This is a genomic window from Magnetospira sp. QH-2 (assembly GCF_000968135.1).
Taxonomy (GTDB): Bacteria; Pseudomonadota; Alphaproteobacteria; order Rhodospirillales; family Magnetospiraceae; genus Magnetospira.
Window position 1 is genome coordinate 768,233 of record NZ_FO538765.1, and the last position, 22,922, is coordinate 791,154.

Annotated in this window: 22 protein-coding genes, 1 tRNA gene and 2 riboswitches; of the genes, 13 read left to right on the forward strand and 10 right to left on the reverse strand. The window is 56.5% G+C overall.

Going from position 1 to position 22,922, the window contains the following annotated elements:
- Nucleotides 1–20: 20 nt before the first annotated feature.
- Together gcvT and MGMAQ_RS03765 are read right to left on the reverse strand one after the other, a co-directional pair.
- Nucleotides 21–1,136: a glycine cleavage system aminomethyltransferase GcvT gene (gene gcvT, locus MGMAQ_RS03760; RefSeq protein WP_046020493.1), complete on the reverse strand. Its 1,116-nt coding sequence runs from the start codon at nt 1,134–1,136 to the stop codon at nt 21–23.
- 55 nt (nt 1,137–1,191) lie between these two features.
- Nucleotides 1,192–1,293, reverse strand: a riboswitch (glycine riboswitch).
- A gap of 3 nt (nt 1,294–1,296) precedes the next feature.
- A riboswitch (glycine riboswitch) is annotated at nt 1,297–1,390 on the reverse strand.
- A 67-nt stretch (nt 1,391–1,457) separates the two neighbouring features.
- Nucleotides 1,458–2,030, reverse strand: coding sequence for a hypothetical protein (locus MGMAQ_RS03765; RefSeq protein WP_046020494.1), 573 nt, complete (start codon nt 2,028–2,030; stop codon nt 1,458–1,460).
- Between the two features lie 137 nt (nt 2,031–2,167).
- Between MGMAQ_RS03765 and MGMAQ_RS03770 the strand changes: the two genes are divergently transcribed.
- Both MGMAQ_RS03770 and MGMAQ_RS03775 read left to right on the forward strand, forming a co-directional pair.
- Complete coding sequence (locus MGMAQ_RS03770; RefSeq protein ID WP_046020495.1) at nt 2,168–3,622, forward strand: NAD-dependent succinate-semialdehyde dehydrogenase; 1,455 nt, start codon at nt 2,168–2,170, stop codon at nt 3,620–3,622.
- A gap of 291 nt (nt 3,623–3,913) precedes the next feature.
- A complete protein-coding gene (locus tag MGMAQ_RS03775) occupies nt 3,914–4,159 on the forward strand; it encodes a hypothetical protein (protein ID WP_148560826.1) in 246 nt (81 codons plus the stop codon).
- Nucleotides 4,160–4,232: 73 nt separating this feature from the next.
- Here MGMAQ_RS03775 and MGMAQ_RS03780 read toward each other — a convergent pair whose 3' ends face one another.
- The gene (locus MGMAQ_RS03780) at nt 4,233–4,970 is read right to left on the reverse strand and encodes a PDZ domain-containing protein (RefSeq protein ID WP_082085248.1); all 738 of its coding nucleotides are present in this window, start codon (nt 4,968–4,970) and stop codon (nt 4,233–4,235) included.
- A gap of 30 nt (nt 4,971–5,000) precedes the next feature.
- A complete protein-coding gene (locus tag MGMAQ_RS03785; protein WP_052716092.1) occupies nt 5,001–6,119 on the reverse strand; it encodes a glycosyltransferase family 1 protein in 1,119 nt (372 codons plus the stop codon).
- Nucleotides 6,120–6,477: 358 nt separating this feature from the next.
- Between MGMAQ_RS03785 and MGMAQ_RS03790 the strand changes: the two genes are divergently transcribed.
- From MGMAQ_RS03790 to MGMAQ_RS03810, 5 genes are read left to right on the forward strand one after another with little or no spacing between them, the layout of a single operon-like run.
- Nucleotides 6,478–6,801, forward strand: a complete 324-nt coding sequence (locus tag MGMAQ_RS03790; RefSeq protein WP_046020498.1) for a hypothetical protein — start codon at nt 6,478–6,480, stop codon at nt 6,799–6,801.
- Nucleotides 6,802–6,807: 6 nt separating this feature from the next.
- Nucleotides 6,808–7,080 (forward strand): hypothetical protein, encoded by a 273-nt coding sequence (locus tag MGMAQ_RS03795; protein WP_158498765.1) that lies wholly within the window; start codon nt 6,808–6,810, stop codon nt 7,078–7,080.
- 2 nt (nt 7,081–7,082) lie between these two features.
- Nucleotides 7,083–7,514 carry a hypothetical protein gene (locus MGMAQ_RS03800; protein WP_046020500.1) on the forward strand — a complete coding sequence of 144 codons (432 nt, stop codon included), beginning with the start codon at nt 7,083–7,085 and terminating at the stop codon, nt 7,512–7,514.
- Nucleotides 7,515–7,526: 12 nt separating this feature from the next.
- Nucleotides 7,527–7,970, forward strand: coding sequence for a hypothetical protein (locus tag MGMAQ_RS03805; RefSeq protein ID WP_046020501.1), 444 nt, complete (start codon nt 7,527–7,529; stop codon nt 7,968–7,970).
- Nucleotides 7,970–9,163 (forward strand): right-handed parallel beta-helix repeat-containing protein, encoded by a 1,194-nt coding sequence (locus tag MGMAQ_RS03810; RefSeq protein ID WP_046020502.1) that lies wholly within the window; start codon nt 7,970–7,972, stop codon nt 9,161–9,163. The genes MGMAQ_RS03805 and MGMAQ_RS03810 overlap by 1 nt, the downstream gene beginning before the upstream one ends.
- A gap of 33 nt (nt 9,164–9,196) precedes the next feature.
- Here the strand turns inward: MGMAQ_RS03810 and glmS are convergent, their stop codons facing one another.
- Together glmS and glmU are read right to left on the reverse strand one after the other, a co-directional pair.
- Nucleotides 9,197–11,020 (reverse strand): glutamine--fructose-6-phosphate transaminase (isomerizing), encoded by a 1,824-nt coding sequence (gene glmS / locus MGMAQ_RS03815; RefSeq protein ID WP_046020503.1) that lies wholly within the window; start codon nt 11,018–11,020, stop codon nt 9,197–9,199.
- Between the two features lie 12 nt (nt 11,021–11,032).
- On the reverse strand, nt 11,033–12,391 hold the full coding sequence (gene glmU / locus MGMAQ_RS03820) for a bifunctional UDP-N-acetylglucosamine diphosphorylase/glucosamine-1-phosphate N-acetyltransferase GlmU (RefSeq protein WP_046020504.1): 1,359 nt from the start codon (nt 12,389–12,391) through the stop codon (nt 11,033–11,035).
- Between the two features lie 96 nt (nt 12,392–12,487).
- Between glmU and gph the strand changes: the two genes are divergently transcribed.
- Together gph and MGMAQ_RS03830 are read left to right on the forward strand one after the other, a co-directional pair.
- Nucleotides 12,488–13,150 carry a phosphoglycolate phosphatase gene (gene gph, locus MGMAQ_RS03825; RefSeq protein ID WP_046020505.1) on the forward strand — a complete coding sequence of 221 codons (663 nt, stop codon included), beginning with the start codon at nt 12,488–12,490 and terminating at the stop codon, nt 13,148–13,150.
- Between the two features lie 87 nt (nt 13,151–13,237).
- Nucleotides 13,238–13,312 (forward strand) — tRNA-Val (locus tag MGMAQ_RS03830).
- Between the two features lie 555 nt (nt 13,313–13,867).
- Here the strand turns inward: MGMAQ_RS03830 and MGMAQ_RS03835 are convergent.
- A complete protein-coding gene (locus MGMAQ_RS03835; protein WP_046020506.1) occupies nt 13,868–14,053 on the reverse strand; it encodes a hypothetical protein in 186 nt (61 codons plus the stop codon).
- A gap of 246 nt (nt 14,054–14,299) precedes the next feature.
- Between MGMAQ_RS03835 and MGMAQ_RS03840 the strand changes: the two genes are divergently transcribed.
- From MGMAQ_RS03840 to MGMAQ_RS03855, 4 genes are all read left to right on the forward strand, one after another.
- The gene (locus MGMAQ_RS03840) at nt 14,300–15,385 is read left to right on the forward strand and encodes an ImmA/IrrE family metallo-endopeptidase (protein WP_046020507.1); all 1,086 of its coding nucleotides are present in this window, start codon (nt 14,300–14,302) and stop codon (nt 15,383–15,385) included.
- Nucleotides 15,386–15,398: 13 nt separating this feature from the next.
- A complete protein-coding gene (locus tag MGMAQ_RS03845) occupies nt 15,399–15,869 on the forward strand; it encodes a hypothetical protein (protein ID WP_148560828.1) in 471 nt (156 codons plus the stop codon).
- A 22-nt stretch (nt 15,870–15,891) separates the two neighbouring features.
- A complete protein-coding gene (locus tag MGMAQ_RS03850; RefSeq protein WP_046020509.1) occupies nt 15,892–16,836 on the forward strand; it encodes a hypothetical protein in 945 nt (314 codons plus the stop codon).
- A 132-nt stretch (nt 16,837–16,968) separates the two neighbouring features.
- Nucleotides 16,969–17,514 carry a recombinase family protein gene (locus MGMAQ_RS03855; protein WP_046020510.1) on the forward strand — a complete coding sequence of 182 codons (546 nt, stop codon included), beginning with the start codon at nt 16,969–16,971 and terminating at the stop codon, nt 17,512–17,514.
- Between the two features lie 428 nt (nt 17,515–17,942).
- Here MGMAQ_RS03855 and MGMAQ_RS03860 read toward each other — a convergent pair whose 3' ends face one another.
- From MGMAQ_RS03860 to MGMAQ_RS20630, 3 genes are all read right to left on the reverse strand, one after another.
- Nucleotides 17,943–18,689: a M48 family metallopeptidase gene (locus MGMAQ_RS03860; protein ID WP_046020511.1), complete on the reverse strand. Its 747-nt coding sequence runs from the start codon at nt 18,687–18,689 to the stop codon at nt 17,943–17,945.
- A 2-nt stretch (nt 18,690–18,691) separates the two neighbouring features.
- Nucleotides 18,692–21,694 carry a type I restriction endonuclease subunit R gene (locus tag MGMAQ_RS03865; protein WP_046020512.1) on the reverse strand — a complete coding sequence of 1,001 codons (3,003 nt, stop codon included), beginning with the start codon at nt 21,692–21,694 and terminating at the stop codon, nt 18,692–18,694.
- Between the two features lie 91 nt (nt 21,695–21,785).
- The gene (locus MGMAQ_RS20630) at nt 21,786–22,127 is read right to left on the reverse strand and encodes a hypothetical protein (protein ID WP_148560830.1); all 342 of its coding nucleotides are present in this window, start codon (nt 22,125–22,127) and stop codon (nt 21,786–21,788) included.
- Between the last annotated feature and the right edge of the window lie 795 nt (nt 22,128–22,922).

Below are 22,922 nucleotides of genomic sequence, written 5' to 3' on the forward strand. Positions count from 1 at the left end.
CTTGAATTCCCCTTGATGGATTAACCCCGATAATAGCGTTGCTCGACAAACGGCAGCTTGACCACGGTCGCGGGCAGCAGCTTGCCCCGAACGGACAGGATGACCGGCGTGTCTGCCTTTGCATGGGGGGCCTCTATATAGCCCATGGCTACCGGACCGCCGATCGATGGACCAAAGCCACCGCTGGTAATTTCGCCGATTCGCGTGCCATAGGGATCGATGATCGGGTCCCCCGCCCTTGTTGGCATTCTGCCGTCCGGACGGATGCCCACCCGGCGGTGCTTGATCCCTTCAAAGATCTGATTTTGGATGATCATGTCGCCGGGATATCCCCCCTCGGCACGTCGGCGCTTGGATATGCTCCACAGCAACCCGGCCTCGACCGGCGTGGTGTATTCGGTGATATCTTGGCCGTACAGACACAGCCCGGCCTCCAGGCGCAGGGAATCGCGGGCCCCCAGACCAACCGCCTCGACTTCTGGTTCTTGGAGCAATTGCGCGGCGAAGGCCGCGGCTTCGGAGGCAGGCAACGAGATCTCGTAACCGTCTTCGCCGGTATAGCCGGACCGCGAGATGCGGCAGTCCACGCCCAGGATGTTCAAATGGGCCATGGTCATAAAGCCCATGATCCGTGTTGCGGGCGCATGGCGACCCATCACTTCGGCAGCCTTGGGGCCCTGCAATGCCAGGAGCGCGTGGTCCTCCAGGGTTTCCAAGGTACAGCCAAGAGGCAAGGCATCCCGCAGCAGATCAAAGTCATGCTCCTTGCGAGCCGCATTGACCACCAAGAACAGCTTGTCTCCCAGGTTGGTGACCATCAGGTCATCGAGGATGCCGCCGACCTCATTGGTGAATTGGGTGTAGCGCATGCCGCCTTCGGCGAGTCCCTGGATATCGCCGGGTACGAGCAGTTCCATGGCCTTGGCGGCGTCTTGCCCATGCACCACCGCCTGCCCCATGTGACCAACGTCAAACAGCCCGGCTTGCTCCCGGCAGTGTTTGTGCTCTTTGATAATTCCCATGCCATACTGAACGGGCATGTGGTATCCGGCAAAGGGCACCATTTTGCCGCCGAGTTCCTCGTGCAGGGCATGTAGGGGTGTTTGTAGCAAGGTAGCGTTTGTTGGGTTGGTCATGGGTCCTCCGATTCGTGTCAGCATGGCGGACGACCGGAATCGCCCTTCACGCCCCCTCTGTCATCGGACCTGAAAGAATCCCCTTCTCTCTTGGGAGGTCCGGGTTACATCTTCGGTGGACTCGCAGCCGATACAGGCAACGCGCCACTTTCCAGAGTTCCATCCCCTCGCGGTCCTTGGGCCTGAGAGATTACGGGGCCGTTGCTCCTTCGGCGCCGACGGATCATGCCGTCGGACTCTCCCGCGAGGGTCACATGGATATTGCCTGAAGAGTGTATGTATTCATTCGTCGAAATCAACCACCGCCGACGGTTTTTTCCTTTATCGAAGCTGATTGAGACGCTTGCGGTTGAATTCTACCTGCGCCTTGTCCAGTTGGAAGCCCACATACACGTGATAGGCGGTTCCACCAATTTCAGGCCCGACGGGAAGGTTTATGGTGATGGTCTTGTCCTTGGCCACCATGCGTGTTGCGTTGCCTGTAAATTCCTTTGTGACCGGATAGGTCACTTTATCGCGGATTTTGCGCCCGGGCTCCGTGACGGCGATGAAATAGTTGAACGAGGCCTGACGGTCCTTGTTGGCGCTGCCACGCTCCAGTTCGAAGACCGGCGCGACCGCGAGGCTCATGGTTCCCTCGCTGGTTTTCTCATCTATTTCAAATTTGCAGGAGGTCTCCACTTCGCGAATCCGGCCCGTGTGGTTCACGTCAATTAAATCCCGGCCAGGACCATCAAAGATCACGAAATCGGCAAGTTCGGCGGGAATGCTGGCACCGGCGCAGGGGCGACGTTGCGGTTTGTCAAAAAAAGACGAGCATGCGCTGGTCGCCAATAGGATCAACAGGCAGGTCGTGCGGACCAATCCCTTGCTTGTGGCGCCATGGATGTTCATTGCCGTCTCCTTGTTCACAGACGCCGACTTTAGGAAACATCCCGTGCGGGCACAAGGCGCCAATTGGTCTTGTTCCCAACCGTTCGAAGGGCCAATCTGGCGCTCTAGTTCATTCAAGGGATTCGGGAGACCTCGTCATGCAGCTTCAGGACACCAAGCTATTGCGTCATCAGGCCTATGTGGACGGCGCCTGGAGCGATGCAAACGACGGCGGAACCTTTACCGTTACCAATCCGGCGGACAACATGCTGGTTGGCACCGTGCCGGACATGGGCGCGGATGAAACCCGGCGGGCCATCGAGGCGGCGCACAAGGCCTTTCCCGCCTGGCGGGCCATGACGGCCAAACAACGGGCCGCCATTTTGCGCCGCTGGTTCGATCTGACAATGGATAACCAGGCGGACTTGGCCACCCTCATGACCGCCGAGCAAGGCAAGCCGTTGGCTGAATCCATGGGAGAGGTCGCCTATGGAGCGGCGTTCATCGAGTGGTACGGCGAAGAAGGCAAGCGGGTTTATGGGGACACCATACCCACCCATGCGGCGGACAAACGGATTTTGGTGATGAAGGAGCCGGTAGGTGTGGTTGCCGCCATCACCCCGTGGAATTTCCCTAATGCCATGATTGCCCGCAAATGTGGTCCGGCCCTGGCCGCGGGCTGCACGGTGGTGATTAAACCGGCCGAAGATACGCCTCTGTCCGCCTTGGCCATGGCGGATCTGGCCGATCGTGCGGGTTTTCCGCCGGGGGTGATCAATGTGGTCACCGGAAGCGATCCAGCCGCCATCGGTGGCGAACTCACCGCCAACCCGCTGGTCCGCAAGTTGTCCTTCACTGGTTCTACCGAGGTGGGAAAACTGCTGATGAAGCAATGTGCCGACACGGTAAAGAAAGTCAGCCTGGAACTGGGAGGCAATGCACCGTTTATCGTATTCGATGATGCCGACCTGGATGCGGCGGTGGCCGGAACCCTGGCATCCAAGTACCGCAATACCGGCCAGACTTGCGTCTGTGCCAATCGCATTATGGTGCAGGCGGGAGTCTACGAGGCCTTTGCCGAAAAGCTGGCGGCGGCGGTGAAGGCATTGAAAGTGGGACCCGGGCTGGGAGGCGATACCCAGCAAGGCCCGCTGATTAACGAGGAAGCATTGGAAAAGGTCGAGCGCCTGGTTGCCGACGCGGTGGACCGAGGCGCCACGGTACTCAGCGGAGGGCGTCGTCATGATCTGGGAGGGACTTTTTATCAGCCGACGATCTTGAGTGGCGTGACCTCTGACATGGCCTGCGCCCGCGAGGAAATCTTCGGTCCGGTGGCCCCCCTGTATAAGTTCAAGACCGAAGACGAAGCCATTGCCATGGCCAACGATACTCCCTATGGCCTGGCTGCCTATTTCTATGGCCGCGACGTGGGGCGGGTATTCCGGGTCGCCGAGGCATTGGAGTACGGGATCGTCAGCGTCAACGAAGGCATCTTCTCGACCGAAGTGGCGCCCTTTGGCGGCATGAAGGAGTCAGGCATCGGTCGGGAAGGTTCCAAGTACGGCATTGAGGAATTCCTGGAAACCAAGTTCGTCTGCTTGGGTGGGATGTGAGTCGAACAGGGGTCCTCGTCCTGTCGGTCTTTTGAGTTTGAATTGCGAACTCTCAAGGAGTCTATGAACAAAAAAGTTGTGTTCTACCCACAATGGATAATAGCCGTTACGATATCATAATGTTAATATTAGCTCAATCTAATGAGCCTTGAGCACAGGGCCGATAACTAACTATTTCAGCGAGGAGTTTACGGAATCATGGGTGTGCAACAACAAACCGGAATGAGTGACGATACCCCGATAATCTTTGAATCCAAGGCGCAAGTCCCTTGTAGTCGTTGGTTGGAGAACATGTCCGCGTATCTGTATCAGGACAACCTGGAAATGGTGCAGGCCTCCCTGCGATTCTGGACCGGTTGCTCGGATGAAAGGCCGGATGCTTGCAGCCATATCGGGACCTGCCCGGTGGATGCGGCCAAGGAAATGCTTGCTGCTTTCGGCCCTGCCGATTCCCTATCGGCGGAAACAATCGAAGAGGTATTCGAAACCTGTTTCGCGCCCCATGTGGAACGTCCGGATCCTTTGATTACCGGTTGAGAATTCCCCATAACGCGTAAACGGCGCCGATCCGTTGATCTGGCGCCGTTTTTCGTTTCATCGAAACCTGAAGTCAGCGGATCGGAAACAGCATGTAATAATAGCCGCTGGGCCGCTGGATCATCAGCAGCACCTGCTTTTTCCCCTTTTTCTTGGCTTCCGCGAGCTTGACCGTAAACTGCTTGGGCAGCCAGACGTCTTGCTGATTGATCTGCAAAATGACGTCGCCAGGGACCAGGGAAATGTCTTCGCCCGCTTTTTTGGCATCGACAATGGTTACCAGTACGCCGGTGGTACCCCATCGTAGGGCAAATTTATCGCGAAAGCGCTCCTTGAGCTTCCCGGTCAAGGCCGACAAGGTGATGCCGTGGGTGGGCAGGGTGGCAAAGGCACCCCGGGTGATTGCCCATGAATCATGCCAATCGGCCAAGGGAATCTGGATGGCCTGTTCCTTGCCATTGCGACGGATCACCAAGGTCAATGTATCGCCAGGCTTGGTGGTCTGCATCAGCTTGAGCAGGTCGGCATGGGCCGTCGGTTTCCCGTTGACCGAAAGAATCAGGTCGCCGCGTCGCAAACCGGCCGCAGCCCCCGGACCATCCGCCGCTACATCGCGAACCAAGATGGCGTTCTCGTCCGGTAGATCGAGGATTTCAGCCAGGGATTTATCGATGCCCTGGATCTGGATGCCGACGAATCCATAGGCTGGCCCGGCATGGGATGTGCCGGGCATCGCCAAGGCGCCCGCCAATACACTCACCATCACCAAAGTCATCCGGGCCCATTGCCGCATCAAGGCTACCCCCTCCATCGATTGACGATCCTAACCGGCGCGCTCTTTTCACACAACCGAAGTCGTAGGTTCCGCCGTTGACAATAGTGCCTCGGCGGTTTTTCGGGCCGTTTCCTCCCAGGAATACAGGTGCGACCGTTCCAGGGCGCGGGAAGCATATTCGGCACGGAGCGTTTCATCGGTCCACATACTCTTGAGTATCATTGCCATATCCACTGGTTCCGCGGGATCGAAATATTGCACGGCTTTTCCGGCCACTTCCGGCATGGCGGTGACTTCGGCGCAAGCCACGGGCGCACCACAGGCCATGGCTTCCACCAACGGATTGCCGAAGGTTTCGGCCAGGGAAGGGAAAACGAACAGGCGGCACCGACGATACAGGTCCCGCAGCTCCTCTGCTGACTGGTGACCGAGAAAGGCGACCCGCCCACCCAGTCCCAGCTCCCGGATCCGGGATTCGATCCGTTGCAGATAGTCTCCGTCGATGGGGCGGCCGGCGATCTTCAGTGTCAGGTCCGGCAAGGCGTCCTTCAACAGGGCCAAGGCTTCCACCAATCCATGCAGATTCTTTTGAACATAGATATCTCCGACAGCCAGAAGAAACGCCTCCCGAGGTGCCCCGTCAGGGGAATAAAGAGGCGAGACTCCATGGGGTACCACCACCATTTTGCTTTTCTGTTTGGCGGGCAGGCCTTCGGTAAGAACGTCTCCGGCGTAGCGGGATACGGCCAGGGCCACCGGCGCCCGGCGGACCGACCAATGGGTCATCCACCCCAGCACCATCCAATAGATTTGCTTAGATAGCCGCCGGTCGGTTTGTCCGACGGCCAGCGTATTGCGCAACAATACCACCGGCTTAGGGGCGAACAGCGGTCCGAAATTGGCCGGGGAGTAGGTGACATCCGCCTTCAGGGTGTGGGCCAGAGCGGGCAGCTTCAATTGCTCCCAGATCAGCAACTTGGCGAAGCCACTGTCGAAATTCACCCAGTGAATGGCCATTTGTTCCGGGAGCTTCGGATAAAGCTCCCTCTGATTTTCATGCAGCAGCAGAGTGACATCCAAGTCCGCCCGGGCAGCCAATCGGGGCGTGAGCTCACGCAAATAAGTAACGCCGCCGCCGCTTTTCGCATGCAGGCCGTTAACCAGAACGCGCAGCGATTCATCCATACCTGAAATCAGTGTCCTCAATCGCTATCCCGTACCCCTTAGATCACGTCGTATTTGATCGGATTCGATCAAACACGAAAATCGTGATCGATCCCAATAGGGACGCGCGTGTCCAACGGGTCCGATTGGACCCGACACGCGCTAGGCGCGGCGGTTTCATGCGCGTTGGCCGCATCATCCTATGGGTTCTTGCTGAAATCAACCGTGCTTGCTCAATCCCGTGACATGAGCAGCTTTTGCCGAAAAAAAGGAATAAAAACAATGAAAGAAAATTTAATCATAAAAAAAGTTTGACAGGAAAAAATGTTCCTGATAAATGCAGGAACATATACAAAACCTAAGCATAAAGGAGAGACTCATGCTGCTAGACAAGGACGACAATGGGCATCCCATCCAGATATTGGGAATTATGCCCGGTACCGCTCAAAAGGTGACAGCGGGCATCAGCTCGAGCCGTATCGCCATTCCCGCCGGTGCCGTCGCGGTGACGTTCGTCGGGAAATCCAATGACGTGCGATATGCGCTCGGCGACGCCGACGTCGTGGCCACCGATGACAGCGACTTTCTCTATGGCTCTCAGGGCGGCGACCGGCTGCTGATCGCCACCCGCAACCATTCTCACATCGCTTTCAAACGTGCGGATGCCGCCGATGTCGATGTCGAGATGTCATTTCTTGAATAGGAGGCAATGATGTTTGGATTTGGACGCAAAAAAATCGTGCCGCAAGCCTCTCGCGACATCCGGATTCCCCGTTCCGAAAACGAAGCACGTCTTCGCAAGGAACGTGCCGCCCAACGCCTTGAGGACCTGCGGGCCGCCAAGGCGCAGGCACTCAAACGAGTCGAGAGCGGAACGCTGGCCCGGGATGCCTACAAAGGCCGGGTCAAGGATTTGGCCGCCAGCATTGATCGCTGGACCCGTGAATGGAAGGCCGCTGCGGCCCTCTTGGAGGAGTATTGATCATGAGTATTTCAACGACATTCGTGCCCCACAAATGGGTCCACCATCAAATGCTGACCGGATTGGCGAGTATCGATTTCGATGTGGACAGTTTTCAAGTCGGCCTGGTCACGGCATCGGCGACTTTTGATGCGACCGCCGAAACCGGCCAGGCCTGGAGCGATCATTCCGGCAATCAGGTGGCAGCCACCGGCACGGCCTACACCGGCCCGATGACTCTGAGCGGTGTGACTTTTCCATGGTCCAGCAAGGCATTGGACTGTGACGACGTGGTCATCGACGAAGATGCGAGCGGATTCACCGATGCCCGCTATGCCGTGTGGTTTCACGTCGGTTCCGGATTGATCCTCGGGCATCAGGACTTTGGCCAGGACGTCGGCAACATCGACGGCCCTTTGACTCTCGAGACGCCCAATGGGCTGTTCTCCATTTGAGGAGCCTGAATCATGTCGGAACTTCTGATACAGGCGGTTAATCCCCTTGCGCACCCCGGCACATTTGTTGCCGGGGACGTGCTGGCGGTCAAACCGGATGGCTTCGATTGGGGCTGGGGCGACCCGGAGATGCATCCGGGGCAATGGCATGGGCGGACCGTGCTGATCCGCTTGCCCGGGCTGCTCATCTCGCCTGATTTCCTATTGGAACAGGGTATGGATGCCATCACCTACGCTACCCACCAGCGTCGATATCAATTCGACTATGCCGGGCTTGAACGACGCGATTTGGAGTCACGTTATGATCAATCAGGTGACGACGAGCATCCCCTGCATGGGCGGTATCGCGCCACCTTGCATCACTATTTCTGGATTAACCGACCTGATCTGACGGCCGTCACTCAGCAAGTCGACAAGCCGGGCATTGTGACCTATGTGCCCGAGGAGGACAGATAATGGCCACAAGAACCATTGGCCCCGGCCAACAGCACCCGACCATCTCTGATTGGATCTCCCACCTCGCATCGATCGACCCTTGGGACGAAGAACAGATTGGTGAGCTTGCCGATGATGTGTTTGATGAATTGGTCAATTTCTCCGGGTTTACCCCGACCAGTGCTTATCCCTGCACCCTTCGACCTGTTGCCGGCATTTCTCATGGTGGGACCTTTGGCGCGGGTGCCAGGATCGTGCTGGCCAAGAGCTATGGGTTTTTGGTTACCGTCGATGTCCCCCATATGACGATTGAAGATCTGGTCATCGACAATACCACGACCGGAAACAATGGCCGGGGGTTGACCTATACCGCCAACGGGACCAACGGAATCTTGCAACGGTGCCTGATCCGTACCTCTGGAGCCCATAATCTGTCCAACGGTATCGACAGTACCTATGACGATGGCAAAATCCTCAACTGTTATGTTGAATCTCAATCCACCCATGCGGGGAGTCATGCCATCAAAGCCTTCCAGTACAGCAAGGATGGCTATGTTTTGAACTGCATCATCAAGGCCAATGCCGGATACGGACTGCGCCGCCTGAACAATTCCAAATCCACGGTGGCCAACTGTGTCGTGATCGGATCGGGGGCGGGACTGGCATATGATTGGCCGGTCAGTAGCAATGGGGATGGGGCCTCAAGCAACAATGCCTCCCATGAAGGCGCGACCTATCTTCCGCCAGGCACAAGCCCGATCTCGGCCGATATCTCGGTGGCTGATGGCGTCGATTTCGTGTCCCCCTCGACCATGGACTGGTCCGCTCATAGTACGGGCCACCTGTATGGCGCTGGGGCTGATCAAAGCGCTATTTTTACAGATGACTTGCTGGGTCGGACACGCTCTCAGTGGGATATTTCGGCCTGGGGCATCGCCGTGGCTGGAACGGTCATCGACGGCTTGGAAGGATCTCTCGCCCTGGTCGCCAAAGCCGTTCCCGTGACGGTGGCGGTTCATGTTGTTGCCGCGCGGGGCCAGATTGACCTGATTTCCCGCATGGGCGCCCTAGGCATAGCAAAGGTGATTGGAACCGTCAGCGGCCTGGCGGCCCTTGTCACTCAGGCGATAGTGGTTGACGGTCCCTTCGCCAGGAGGGTGAACAAAGGAATGACCTTGTTCGGGCGTCTTGCGGGAATAGGGATGCGCCGTTAGATCACATCGTGTTTGATTCCAATAGGGTCGCACCTATTCCACGGTCACGCTTTTGGCCAGATTGCGCGGCTGATCCACGTCGGTGCCTTTGATGCAAGCGGTGTGGTATGCCAGCAACTGGACCGGAATGGCATAGAGGATCGGCGCGACAAAGGGGTCGACGGTGGGCAGTTCAATGGTGGCGGCTGCCATGTTCCCCAATTTCTCGATGCCGGCCTTGTCGGACATGAAGATCACCCGACCGCCGCGGGCGATGACCTCTTGCATGTTCGAGGCGGTCTTTTCGAACAGCTCGTCCGACGGGGCCACCACAATCACGGGGACAGTTTCATCAATCAGCGCGATGGGGCCATGCTTCATTTCACCCGCCGCATAGCCCTCGGCGTGGATATAGCTGATCTCCTTGAGCTTCAGTGCGCCTTCCAGGGCGATGGGATAGCCGGTACCGCGCCCCAGATAGAGCACGTCTCGGGCCTCGGCAATTTCATGGGCCAACTCGGCCAGCCGCTCGTCGTGTACCAGCACGTCATTGGCGCGGGTCGGCACTTCGGTCAGCGCCTGACAGAGACCGGCCACCGTTTCCTTGGTGATACTACCCCGTTGGCTGCCCAGGCCGATGGCCAGACAGGCCAGCACGGTTAGCTGAGTTGTAAAGGCCTTTGTGGAGGCAACGCCAATTTCCGGTCCGGCCTTGGTCTGTAGGATCAGATCGGATTCCCGCGCCATGGAGCTTTCCGGCACATTGACCAAGGAGATGATCTTCTGCCCCTGTTGCTTGGCGAAACGCAGTGCGGCCAGGGTATCGGCGGTCTCGCCGGACTGGGAGATGAACAGCGCCACGCCCCCGGCGGGCAGGTCCACGTCCCGATACCGGAACTCCGAGGCGATATCGATGTCCACCGGCACCCGCACCAGCTTTTCCAACCAATAGCGGGCAACCATCCCGGCATAGAACGAGGTGCCGCAGGCGACAATGGTGATGCGTGAGATATGGGTTGGATCAAAGGGCAGGTCGGGCAGGGTGACCGTGCGGTTCCAAGGATTGAGAATGGCCTGGAGAGTATCGCCCATCACGGCGGGCTGCTCATAGATCTCCTTGAGCATGAAGTGGGGATAGTTGCCCTTGCCGATCATCGCGCCCGAGGTGGCGGTCAGTTTGATTTCGCGCTCGACCGACTGGTCGTCAGAGTCATAGATCTCGGCTCCCTCGCGGGTGACGATGGCGTAATCGCCTTCTTCCAAATAAGAGATGCGCTGGGTGAGTGGGGCCAGGGTCAAAGCGTCGGAGCCCAAGTACATTTCGCCGTCGCCATAACCCACCGCTAGCGGGCTGCCTCGCCGGGCGCCGATCATGAGTTCATCATGGCCGGAAAACAGGATGGCCAGGGCAAAGGCGCCGTGTAGTTTCTTCAATGTTTGGGCGACCGCGTCCCGAGGCGACAGGCCTTTGTCGATAAAACTGCTGACCAGATGCACCACCACTTCAGTGTCGGTTTCGGTCTCGAAGTTATGTCCTTCGGCGGCCAGTTCCTTGCGCAGATCCTGATAGTTCTCGATGATCCCGTTATGGACCAGCACCACCTTGCCGTCGCTGTGCGGGTGGGCATTGGCTTCGGTGGGGGCGCCATGGGTGGCCCACCGGGTATGGCCGATGCCGATGGTCCCGGAGACCGGATCGGTTTCAACCAGCTTTTGCAGGTTGTTCAACTTGCCCTCGGCGCGGCGCCGGGCAATTTTTTTGTCGCTGATAATGGCGACCCCGGCGGAGTCATATCCCCGGTATTCCAGCCGCCGCAGTCCATCGATGAGCAGGGGCGTGACTTCTGCCTTGCCGATAATGCCGATAATCCCGCACACGATCCTGTCTCCTTACTTTTTCTTGCGCGCCGCTTTTTCCGCCGCTTTGCGTTCGCGGAAGGGCGGGGCCCAGTCTTTAATCTCTCGGTGTTCGGCCCGGGTGACGGCCAGGGCATCCGCCGCCACATCACGCGCGACCACACTGCCCGCGCCGATGATGGCACCGTCGCCAATGGTGACTGGAGCGACCAGAGCGCTGTTGGAGCCGATGAAGGCGCCCGCGCCGATGTCAGTTTTATGCTTCAGGTAGCCATCATAGTTACAGGTGATGGTACCCGCGCCGATGTTGGCATCCGCCCCGATGCGGGCATCGCCGATATAGGTCAGATGGCTGACCTTGGCGCCTTGCTCCACGTCGGCATTCTTGATCTCGACGAAATTGCCCACCTTGGCCTGTTCACCGATTTTGGCGCCGGGACGCAGCCGGGCGAAGGGGCCAACCTGGGCCTTGGCGCCGATGGAGCAGCCTTCCAGATGGCTGAAGGCCTTGACGGTCACGCCGTCGCCAACGGTGACGCCGGGGCCGAAGAACACATTGGGTTGCAAGGTGACATCCTGGCCGATCTGGGTGTCCCAGTTGAACCAGACCGTGTCCGGCTCGATCATGGTGACCCCGGCGGCCAGGGCGGCATTGCGCATTTTTTGCTGCACCAACCGTTCGGCCTGGGCCAGTTCGACCCGCGAATTGACGCCGAGAAGTTCTTCCTCGTCACCTTCCGCCACCACGCAGTCCAAGCCTTCCGCATGGGCGATGGCGACGATGTCGGTGAGGTAGAACTCGCCTTTGGCATTGTCGTTGGTTACCTGACCCAACAGCCGGAACAGATGCTTGCCCGAAACACACATGAGCCCCGAGTTGCACAGATTGATCTTCAGTTGCTCGTCGCTGGCATCCTTGGCCTCGACAATGGCTTCCAATCGGCCATGAGACCCGGTGACCAGGCGTCCGTAAGCGCCGGGATCGTCGGTGCGGAATCCCAGGACCGCCACGGCGGTTCCCGGATGGTCGCGCCGGGCAGCCAGCATGCGGGTCATGGTCTCCGCCGTGAGCAAGGGAGAGTCGCCGAACATGATCAGCACATCACCTTCAAAGCCATCCAAGGCCTCCTTGGCGGCCAGAACGGCATGGCCGGTGCCCAGGCGGTCGGTCTGAACGGCCGTGGGATGGGGGGCCACGGCGGCGGCCAGATCATCCATGTCCGGACCAATGACGGCGACGATCTTGTCTGGGCTCAGGGTCTCCACGGTGGCCAGCAGGTGCTGGACCATGGGGCGACCGGCAACCCGATGCATGACCTTGGGTAAGGAGGACTTCATACGGGTGCCGAGACCGGCGGCAAGCACGATGGCGGCGGTTTTTTCCTTGGTCATTTGAAATCAGTTCACTACATAGGCTGGAGAATGCCGCAGACTGACATAAGCCAGACGGCGCGCCAAGCGCCAAATTGACTGAATAGGGGATGTTCCATGAAGGCCATTATTTTTGATCTGGACGGTACGCTGGTGGACAGCGCACCGGACCTGATGAACGCGCTCAACAAGACCCTGGTCCAAGAGGGGCGCGCGGCGCTGCCCATCGAGTCCGTGCGCAACATGATCGGCGATGGGGTGCCGGTTTTGGTGGAGCGTGGCTTTGCCGCCACCGGCGAGGAAGCCACCGGGGAATACCTGAAGGCCCGCATTGAGGACTTCATGGGCTACTACGAAGGCCACAACACCGACGAGACCGTGCCCTATCCGGGTATCATCAAGGTACTCGATGATCTGAAAGCCAGCGGTCATTACACCTTGGGGGTCTGCACCAACAAGCCTCAGGCGCCGACGGTGGAGATTTTGGCCGAACTGCATCTGGCGCATTATTTCTCGGCGGTCCTGGGCGGCGATGCCTGTGACGTGAAGAAGCCGGATCCGGGCCATATTTTCGCTACCCTGGATGCCCTGGGCGTGGCGCCGGAGCACGCCCTGCTGGTCGGCGACAGTCCCAACGACGCCTATGCCGCCCGCGATGCCGGGGTGCCGGGGATCCTGGTATCTTTCGGCTATACGCGCATCCCGGTGAACGAACTGCCTTCGGTGGCGGTTATCGATCACTTCGATGAACTGCCGGCGTTGATCGAAAAGTTCCTCTAGAAAACCGCGCAAGATCCCCGGCTTTCCTTGACAGAAGGTCGGGGGTTCCTTATACGAACCGTCCATCCATTGGGGTCATCCCCTTGGGGGCACGTAGCTCAGCGGGAGAGCACCGTCTTCACACGGCGGGGGTCACAGGTTCAATCCCTGTCGTGCCCACCATTTTTCCAAAGAAAATCAGTGTGTTAAGGGCGATTTTTCGAGATCGCTTGCTCGGGCGTTTTACTTTGCCCCCAGGATGTCCCCAGAATATTCCTGGAACCCCTTCAAAATAAAGGCGGTTTTCAGCCCTGGAATCAGCGTGAAATTGGGCTTGAGTAAGAGATTGAAGGCGATTGGACTCAGCTTCGAAACGCGGAGGTGTTTCTAGGACTCACCATGATCGCCCATGAGGTCCGAGGTTCTCGTCCAGGATGGATGGCGGAGACTCTTTCAGTGGATCGAGGCGATCCGCTTGGCGACGCCCCCAACGCAACCATTCTTCCATCGCTTCATTGGTGTTAGCTGACACCTAGTTCGGCACTGACCTTCTTGAGAGGGGCTGCCCAAACACGTTGGTAAATATCGTCTCGGTAAAAACTGACCTTCTTCCACATTCCGTTTCTCCCCAGATGGAATTCACCAGTCACTAGGTTATCGGATGTCGAGCCAATTGCTTATTAGGTCGGGTTCGCCCGGTGGTTACCCACCGGGCGGTTTCGCAAACAGTGGAACTGTTTACTTCCCTTTCGGCTTTTCCCGGCGAACACCCTTGAACTTGGTGCCATCGGCCTTGCCGTCCATGATGCGACCAGTATTCTCATCACGCTTGTACCAGATACCGTTGTTCGGATTCTGGAACTGGGAACGGTCTCTCACCGCTCCATTCCGGCGATTATCACCGGTTGGGGGATTCGTAGCCATTATCATCTCCATCGCTACGAGTTTGCGGTTCAGACTTTTCACGACGCCGATGTTTCGCTAGATTTCTCTAGCTATGGAATAGCGACATCGCCAGCCGCCCCAAACCATCAAGCGGCTGTCGAGATTTGATGACGGCATGGGCTGCAACCCATGCCGTCATTCGTTCGTATGCATTCCGCTTGACGAACGAATCCCGTAGGTTTACAAATAAAGAAAAAAATTCATTTTGTAAACCGGAGATGATCGATGTTTGGTGAGAGGTTGAAGCTGGCCCGGAAAAAGGCCGGTCTATCGTTGCGTGCCCTCTCCGACGAAATGGGAGGGATCGTTTCCGCACAGGCTATCGGGAAATATGAGCGGGACGAGATGATGCCCAACTCGACCGTGCTGATCTCGTTGTGCAAGACCCTTGGCGTGGGGATGGACTTTTTTGCTGCCCCGACCGGGGCCAAGCTGGTCGAAGTTGATTTCCGCAAACACTCAGGGACCAAAGCTCAAGAGCGAGCCGAGGTTGAAGCCCGTGTCATCGAGCATGTCGAACGCTATCTAATCATCGAGGAAATTCTCAATCTCGATAGTGCTGCGTGGCATGCTCCATTTAAGCGGCGTTCCATTGAAGACATCGAGGATGCAGAGGGAATTGCATCCGAGGTGCGTGAGCGATGGAATCTAGGTCTCGACCCAATCCCAAATCTGACTGAGTTGCTGGAAGAAAAAGGCATCAAGGTGATGATGCTCTCGCTTCCAAACAACGTTTCTGGACTGACCTGCATCGTTGAACGAAAGGGAGTACCGGATGTTCCGGTCATCGTCGTCAACAAGGACCATCCTTTGGAACGACGACGAATGACGCTCGCACATGAGTTGGGGCACCGTTTGTTTGAGGCTCCAAGCAAGATCGAGGAAAAGGCAGCTACCCGTTTCGCTGGAGCGTTCTTGATGCCTAGCGAACACATCATTCGAGAGGTTGGAGATTACCGGCATTTCGTAGGTGTCGAAGAAGTGATGACCTTCAAGCGAATGTACCGGGTCAGTGCTGCTGCATTCATTGTTCGTCTGAGGGATATCGACATTCTCTCGAACGACAAACTGACCAGAATTTTCAGATCAGTTGGACGAACTTGGAGAAGGACTGAGCCAAACCCCATCGAGTCTGAGGAACGCAGCGGCCACTATGAAAGACCTAAGCGGTTCCAAAGGTTGTGTTATCGAGCCTTGGCCGAGGACCTGATTTCCGTAACCAAAGCGGCTGAACTGCTGGGCGAACCTGTCAAGTTGGTCGAAACCGCCATGACCGAGGGATTGTCCGGTGCCAAGGATCGTCATCAGTGACAGTTCTGTCTTGATGGATTTGGCTCTGGCAGGGTTGCTGGAAGCCACAGGGAAACTGCCTTTTCGATTTGAAATCCCGGACGTGATGTTCGTGGACGAGCTTCTAGACCTCGACAACTATGACCGTGATCAACTCGTCGAATTCGGTTTCCACGTCAGCGTTCTTGAAGGCAATGGTGTGTTGAAGGCGTTCTCCTATTTCGAGGAATATCGCACTCAACTCAGCGAACATGACTGCTTCGCTCTTGTCCTCGCCGAAGAGAAGAAGGCGATCCTGATGAGCGGCGATAGGCGTCTTCGGGAAATCTCGACGGAAAAAGGCATCGAGGTTCATGGCATCTTATGGATCGCCGATCTCCTGCACGAACACGACGTGATTGCCCCGAATGAACTGGCGGAGTGCTTGGTTCTGATTAAACAGCACCCCCGTTGTCGGTTGCCAGTGAGGGAACTCAACAGGCGGATTGCGGAATGGTCGGCTTAACCCAACAAGGTGGAGGTCTCCTTTGAAGGTTGCGTTCACTCTGCCGGTGACTGGGACCCTCCGAGTCCAGAAGGACGAGCCAATTCAGTTATATGATTGGTCGTTCTATTTTATGGCTGACGAGACTACTGGGTTCGTCAATTCGCTCGTCATCGAGTTGAGCAACATTCCCAAGGAGAAATGGCCTACCCTTGTCACCGTAGAGCAAGACCCGAACGCTGATATTCCGCAGTTCCCATTTTCCGTAAATCCAGACGCATTCCATTTTCAGATGATCGAGCAGCAGATTATCAATCTCGAAAGCTATCTCAGTGTCTATGGACTCGAAGAAATTCAGTTTCGGCACATTGATGTACGATGGATTTCTGAGGAGGGCGACGACCTGGACGAAGGGTTATTCGCTGGGTTCTCTATGCCGCCCAGTGAACCAGAAAGCAGGTACGATCCGCTTAATCACCTGTTTCTTGTGAAATGCATAGTGGCCTCGAACTCAACCGGGCCTGAAGCAGCGGCACTAGCTCATTACCGGGTCGGGGCATCTCACTACAACAATCGGCGATACATTGAAGCGATTAGAAATCTTTACCTTTGCATCGAGACCCTTTTCGCAAATGGCAAAAGCAAGAGGGATGCAACGCTCAGTGAGTTCCGAAAATCAGCGATCCTCAAGAACGCTATCCAAGGCGAATTGCTAAACTCGCCCTCAAAGAGTTTGGCGATCATTCTGGAGAAATATCCCAAAATCTCGGACCACCCAGGCACCGAGGGAATTCTCAGGTTCATCTATAACCTTCGAGGTCTGGTGCAACATGCGAATGGGTTCACAAAAGGCCAGTGGCACCCGAGCCGTCAGCAAGATTTTGAGCATGAGGCGATTAGCCTAATCAACATTGTTGATGCGATTTGCTGGCAGATTGCTGAACGGGACATTTCCTCAATCAAGCCGAAAGAACCTGATCCCGGCTGACCCGTCTCATTCGGGTACACCCAAACAATGTCCGAATTTGAGACATTAAAACCGTCTTTTTCGGGTGCCTCGTATTGACGAATCTCCGGTTCGTGGCACGGTCTAAAGGTATATGAGACACCGGAGGGCGGAATGGCGGTTTATGGATATGCACGGGTCAGCACGACCGACCAGGACCTGACCATCCAGGAGCAGGCGTTGCGTTCATACGGCTGCGACATCATCCGAGCGGAAAAGGTCTCCGGCACCAGTCGAGATGGCCGAAAGGAACTCGAAACCCTGCTCGATTTCCTCCGCAACGGCGACACACTGGTCGTCACCCGGATCGACCGGCTCGCCCGCTCGATTCGAGACCTCCAAAATCTTGTCCACGATTTGAAAGAACGCGGCGTGATCCTCAAAGCGACGGAGCAACCCATCGACACCGGCACGGCGGCAGGCAAGGCATTCCTCGACATGCTGGGCGTCTTCGCCGAATTCGAAACCAATCTTCGTTCTGAAAGGCAGATGGAGGGTATCGCCAAGGCAAAGGCTGCGGGTGTCTATAAAGGCCGGAAGCCGACCATCGATCGGGATGAGGTTGCTCGTCTGCGAGCCGAAGGAAAGGGAGTATCGGAAATCGCTCGCACCCTCAATATCGGTCGAGCGAGCGTGTATCGGGTGATGAACAGCGGGTGACTGATCGCAGACTTCAAAATGTAAGCCATAGTATTTCTAGAAATTGCCGCGTGAGCGTCAAAAAACTTCAACAAGTCGGCCCGCAGGCCACGGCGGGAAGCAAATTGGTATCAGTCTTTATCTCTGGCCTTGGCCGGAGGTGATTTCAAACCGACCTTGATCGTATAGAGCAACGACCAAGGAACACCTCAATGACCACCCATCAAACAAGAACCAGAATCGTCCAGAATCCGTATGGGCTTGTGGATTACATCGATCAAACCGTCCGGGCTGTCGCCAAGCGAAAGTATGTCAACCTTCCTACCGACAAGCGACTGACTGTGATGCGACTCGAAATCTCCAAGCGTTGAACACCAGAATCAATCGGCAGAAAGGCGATTCTCTCAAGAAGAGAAGCAGGCACTCTAAGACGTGAACTCGTCGTTTCGTTAAGTCATAGTAGGTTCAATTCGTCTGACGGTCAGTAAGTTCTCGTTTCTTTGCAGCCAAGTTTTACGGGCTTCGAAGTCAGGAACTATAAAAGCGACCAAACCCCAGAACGACCGGTTATGTTTGCGATGTTGCAGGTGGCAGAGTTCGTGGGCGACAGCGTACTCCAGCACTGTTTTCGGGGCGAAGATGAGGTGCCAGTTCAAATTGATGATGCGATCCTGCCCGCAACTGCCCCAGAGGTGTTTCTGATCCTTGATGCGGAAATCCTTGGGAACGAGACCGTTGGGTTCGCCGTGGCGACGCACGAACTGGGCGATATCTAACCGTAATCGCTTCTTCAGCCAGAGATTCAGAGCATCTTCGATCAGGATATCTCGGGTCGATTCCGGCAGCGATGTGGGGCATTCGATAAGAAAACCGTTCCGGTAGGAGACGTGGACGAGACTGTCGTCGGTCGGCACCACTTGCAGGCGGATCATCCTTCCCCGGTATGGAATCTTCGAACCTGATCTGAAACGATGGATAGATGGAATGTTCGCCGCTGCTTCCTGCATACGGATGTGCTGCTCGAATATCCAAGCTCGCCGTCGATGCAAGGCACCATCGATTTGCTCGTCGAGTGTACCTTCGGGAACAATGACTTCGACCATCTCGGGGGTCACTGTAATTCTGGCACGCTCCCCGAAGCCGAACCTTTTCAGTACATAGGGAATATGGGTTTTGCCAACGGTGAGGATGGGCATGCTTACGCCTTGGAGAAGGTCTTCAGGGCGAATTCCTCGATTTCCTCGGATAGAGCCTTCAAGTTTCCAAATCCCAGTTCATGTGCCATCTGACGGACCTGTTGCCGGAGTGTTTTTCGTAGTTCCGCCTTTTCCTGCCACAACGGCGGTGTATCGCCATAGATGCCCTCGATCTTTCGGGCGGCATCTGTCAGATCATCCAGTGCGAAGCCTTCGGGCAGGAAGGTTTCCAGCACCTTCATAATGCCATATGCGTCTTCCGACAATCCCGTACCCTTGTGAGCCTTGGCTTCGGCGTCGATGTCCTTTGCCAGTTCTTCCGCCACCTTGAGTTTATCCGCCCAAGACAGTTGAGCACCCTCCATCCGTTCCAGCAGTTCCTTCAGGCGGTCGGAGAATTTCCCATATCGATGCGGGTTCTCACCGAGTTTTTCGTAGACGGTCTTGCGAAGTTCCGTGGTCTTGCGAATGGCTGCGGTCTGGAGGTCATCCTCCGTCATGTCCTCGGTTTCGAAATCATCCCAGAATTGGGGATCGGTTATATGCCGCAGTTTGACGGTGACGCTCAAACCCGTTGCATCCAAATGCTGTTCCAGCATGTCTCTGATCTTGCGGCTATAGGTCTGTTGGTCAAAGGCTTCGCGTTTCTCGAAAACCTGCGTGGCGTAGCGGAGGAAACCTGCAACCCACTTCAGATCAAGCGTGAACTCAAGCACGGATGGATCAGGGCTGAGGGATTCATAGTGGGAGATGAAATCCCGAGCCTTTGACCGGAACAGGAACCATTGGTCCTCGCTGTTCAGCGTGCTGACCAGGGCATCGTATTCCTTCTTCAGATCGCCCTTGTTTCGCTTCACTCCCTTCATCAATCCGACAACCGTCGCATGGGTAGCCCGCAGTTGTGACCGGAGGTCGTCAAGGTTCCGCATTGCATTCTTCACGTCGTCGCTACGGTACGACGACAGGGCTTCGTCGAGCTTTTTGGAGACCCCGATGTAATCGACGATCAACCCGTTTTTCTTTCGCTCGTCCGCAACCCGGTTGGTTCGGGCGATTGCTTGCAGCAGCGAATGCTCTTTCAGCGGCTTGTCGAGATACATCACGGACTCGATGGGTGCATCGAACCCGGTCAATAACTTGTCGCAGACGATCAGGAAGTCGGGTGTTTCTCCTTTGCGGTTGAACGCTGCCTTGACGGCAGTCTCGACATCTCGATCCAGAAAGAGGCGGCGGAGATCGCTTCGGATGTCTTCAGTGCGGGCATCCTCTGACGGCTTGTCGTCTTCCTGGGATTGGGAGAAGACGCAGGCCGACATGGCGGTAGCTTGATCCCTGGCCTCGTCCGCAGCAAGCCCCTCTTTGACCAAATCCTCAGCGATTACACGGTCCAAAGCCCGCTTGTAGAGAACGACCGATTCCCGGTCGATGGCGACGATCTGAGCCTTGAAGCCATCCGGGACGGCGTAGGCTTTGAAGTGCGTCCAGATGTCGAAGGCGATGAGGTCGATCCGTTTGGAGTGCTTCACCAGATCGGCGATGGTCACGCCCCGCTTCTTGACCTTCTCTAGTTCCTCGTTCGGCAGGTCGGCGAACCATTGGTCGAACAGAATGTCGATCTTGGCTTCGTCGATGTGCCAGTCGGCTTTGCGTCCGGTATAGAAGATCGGCACCGTTGCCCCGTCCGCCACCGCATCGTCGATACCGTACTTGTCGAGGTAGCCTTCCCCTTCGACGCCGAAGTTGCGGTAGGTGTCACGGTCGGTCTTTTTGACGGGTGTCCCGGTGAATCCGAAGAAGCGGGCATCGGGCAGCGTCGCTCGCAGGAGAGCCCCGAGGTCTTTTTCCTGGGTGCGGTGACATTCGTCCACCATGACGATCCAGCTTGCAGAATTCAGAACCGGCGTCTTCGACCCCTGGAACTTGAACACCGTGGACAGCACCGTCTGGCCGTCGATGCCGCTGCGAATGGTGTCGAGCAGATCACCGATGGACTCCGCCCGTTCGGGATTGGGAAGCCCGCATGCCTGGAAGGTGCCGCTGATCTGATCATCGAGATCGATACGGTCGGTGAGTACCATCAGGTTGGGATTGGCGAGTTCGGGCGAGGTCTCGGTCAGATGCGTCTTCATCTTCAGGGCAGCGAACACCATGGTCAGCGACTTGCCCGATCCTTGGGTGTGCCAGATCAGCCCCCGGCGATGCTCGTTCTCGACCACCCGCTCGACCATCTTGTTGACCGCACGAAATTGCTGATATCGGCAGATTTTCTTGATCCGGCCTTCCTCAGTTTTCTCGAAGACGATGAAGTGGGCGATGAGATCGAGCAGCCGGGACGGCTCCAACAGCGACCACAGTCCCTTGGAAAGCTCATCGGGGAAATCCGCCTCCAGCTTCGGCCAGGGATCACGCCAGGAGCCGTAGAACTTCGACGGGCTGCCGGTGGAGCCATAGAGGCAGTTGGTACCGTCCGTGATGATGTTGAAGCAGTTAGTATGGAACAATCGGGGGATGTCCCGCTCGTACCGCTTGATCTGATCGAACGCCTCGCCGCTCTTGTCCTTGGCGTTCAGCGGCGACTTGCATTCGATGACCACCACCGGGATGCCGTTCACGTAGACCACTACGTCGGGAATGCCCGGTTTCTCCGATTTGACGTAGAGTTGGCGGGTGACCGAGAAGGTGTTGTTGGCGGGGTTCTGAAAATCGATGACCCGGACGGTCTTGTGTTCCGCCTGCCCCGAGACCTTGCGGCTGTAATTACCCCGCAGAATGCCGAGCCATTCCTCGTTGTCGCTCTTTGTCAGCAGATCGACGTAGGCGGCTCGGGCGTCTTCCTCCGACAGCCCGTTTAAGCGTCGCAGGGCATTGATCAGGATGGGGCGGAACAGCACCAGATTGTCGCCATCCCGCAGACCCACGTGGTCGGCGGGATTGACGAAGCCGTAGCCCATGCCCTCAAGGCACTGGATGGTCGGCTTTTCGGCGAGGTGCCATTCGCTGCTCATGCTTCCCCCAATTGAAGGGCAACCCACCAATTTCTGAGTGACGACTTCTTATAATGAATAGTCCTGCCATACACCCTGGTAAGTTCAACCTTCAGTCAAAGCGTCGTTCTTGATCGTTCCATCCTACTCTACGCAATTCTGGAACAGGAGACCTGTGAAGAATTGCAACCGTTCCGTCGCCGAACAAGGTGTAGTCATCGGCCCATTCAATCGGAAAGTCTTCGCCCCAGTCCCGGCGATTGACACTCCCATCATCCTCGTTAGGGTATTCTGCGAGTCTGTAAACTGGTTCCATGACTTCCTTCAGAAGGCCAAAAGTAATCCTGTAGGGACGACCGTCCCAGCAGATGGGCCAAGAAGAACGATGATGCGTCATGAATTCTCTACCACCTGCTTCGAATACGCCAACTGCATCTCGTTTGTGAGTTTGCATGATAGGCTCGGAATCCATACGTCGCCGTAGCTTGCCAGCCATTCGAGGCAATCGTAGCAATCGGGAAATTGCCGAGTAGTGATAGGGAATAAACGAAGCAGAAATCGAGTGCGGACCAAGTGGGTAGGTTGATGGAGAGAGGCTTGTACCTGTTGGAGACCGGTTCGTAGTAAAAAATAGCTCAATTGGATCGTTCTCAGGCAACCGGACTCCAATACACAAACCGTCAGAGATGGGTAAACCACAAGCCCTCCCAATTAGATTACTCTGAATTTGACGACGCCACTCCGTCTTCAATCGTTGCTCAACCGTTGTAGGAGTGCCGGTCGATCCCTTCGTTTCACAGAGTGAAATCCCTAGCCCATCGGAGTAAACGAAATCGGGCGTTGCTCCCGATGAAGACCCGACCACCTCTTCCCAGTGGCCTTGCCATGCGAAACCGCAAGCATCCATGTAAAGGGTTCCCAGAGCCGCCCCGAACTGTCCCGTTACGCCGGTTCGCATGAAATCTTTCCAGGAAGCGAAGCCTCCGGGTCCAAGCGTTATTCCTGATCCGGTCTTTTTTGTTTGCGAAAGGAGTGCCATCGCAAAATGAAATGCAGCAAGGTTTATAGACTTGGAAGCTGATTTGAATGCCGAGCATCTGATAGCTGAAGAGACGAAATTCCAAGGACTGATGCTGAACTGCTCACTGAAACCCAACGCATTATAGACATTTGGATATTTAGGGTAGAGTTCCCCCCAGCGGTTCCGACTAGCCGAGGGTGGGCTATCGGTTCTCCAGGCTGTTTCGAC

What these genes read in the sequence shown, in the direction of transcription:
- gcvT (WP_046020493.1), bottom strand. Translation starts at nt 1,136, where the DNA reads ATGACCAACCCAACAAACGCTACCTTGCTACAAACACCCCTACATGCC.
- MGMAQ_RS03765 (WP_046020494.1), bottom strand. Translation starts at nt 2,030, where the DNA reads ATGAACATCCATGGCGCCACAAGCAAGGGATTGGTCCGCACGACCTGC.
- MGMAQ_RS03770 (WP_046020495.1), top strand. Translation starts at nt 2,168, where the DNA reads ATGCAGCTTCAGGACACCAAGCTATTGCGTCATCAGGCCTATGTGGAC.
- MGMAQ_RS03775 (WP_148560826.1), top strand. Translation starts at nt 3,914, where the DNA reads ATGTCCGCGTATCTGTATCAGGACAACCTGGAAATGGTGCAGGCCTCC.
- MGMAQ_RS03780 (WP_082085248.1), bottom strand. Translation starts at nt 4,970, where the DNA reads ATGGAGGGGGTAGCCTTGATGCGGCAATGGGCCCGGATGACTTTGGTG.
- MGMAQ_RS03785 (WP_052716092.1), bottom strand. Translation starts at nt 6,119, where the DNA reads ATGGATGAATCGCTGCGCGTTCTGGTTAACGGCCTGCATGCGAAAAGC.
- MGMAQ_RS03790 (WP_046020498.1), top strand. Translation starts at nt 6,478, where the DNA reads ATGCTGCTAGACAAGGACGACAATGGGCATCCCATCCAGATATTGGGA.
- MGMAQ_RS03795 (WP_158498765.1), top strand. Translation starts at nt 6,808, where the DNA reads ATGATGTTTGGATTTGGACGCAAAAAAATCGTGCCGCAAGCCTCTCGC.
- MGMAQ_RS03800 (WP_046020500.1), top strand. Translation starts at nt 7,083, where the DNA reads ATGAGTATTTCAACGACATTCGTGCCCCACAAATGGGTCCACCATCAA.
- MGMAQ_RS03805 (WP_046020501.1), top strand. Translation starts at nt 7,527, where the DNA reads ATGTCGGAACTTCTGATACAGGCGGTTAATCCCCTTGCGCACCCCGGC.
- MGMAQ_RS03810 (WP_046020502.1), top strand. Translation starts at nt 7,970, where the DNA reads ATGGCCACAAGAACCATTGGCCCCGGCCAACAGCACCCGACCATCTCT.
- glmU (WP_046020504.1), bottom strand. Translation starts at nt 12,391, where the DNA reads ATGACCAAGGAAAAAACCGCCGCCATCGTGCTTGCCGCCGGTCTCGGC.
- gph (WP_046020505.1), top strand. Translation starts at nt 12,488, where the DNA reads ATGAAGGCCATTATTTTTGATCTGGACGGTACGCTGGTGGACAGCGCA.
- MGMAQ_RS03835 (WP_046020506.1), bottom strand. Translation starts at nt 14,053, where the DNA reads ATGGCTACGAATCCCCCAACCGGTGATAATCGCCGGAATGGAGCGGTG.
- MGMAQ_RS03840 (WP_046020507.1), top strand. Translation starts at nt 14,300, where the DNA reads ATGTTTGGTGAGAGGTTGAAGCTGGCCCGGAAAAAGGCCGGTCTATCG.
- MGMAQ_RS03845 (WP_148560828.1), top strand. Translation starts at nt 15,399, where the DNA reads ATGGATTTGGCTCTGGCAGGGTTGCTGGAAGCCACAGGGAAACTGCCT.
- MGMAQ_RS03855 (WP_046020510.1), top strand. Translation starts at nt 16,969, where the DNA reads ATGGCGGTTTATGGATATGCACGGGTCAGCACGACCGACCAGGACCTG.
- MGMAQ_RS03860 (WP_046020511.1), bottom strand. Translation starts at nt 18,689, where the DNA reads ATGCCCATCCTCACCGTTGGCAAAACCCATATTCCCTATGTACTGAAA.
- MGMAQ_RS03865 (WP_046020512.1), bottom strand. Translation starts at nt 21,694, where the DNA reads ATGAGCAGCGAATGGCACCTCGCCGAAAAGCCGACCATCCAGTGCCTT.
- MGMAQ_RS20630 (WP_148560830.1), bottom strand. Translation starts at nt 22,127, where the DNA reads ATGCAAACTCACAAACGAGATGCAGTTGGCGTATTCGAAGCAGGTGGT.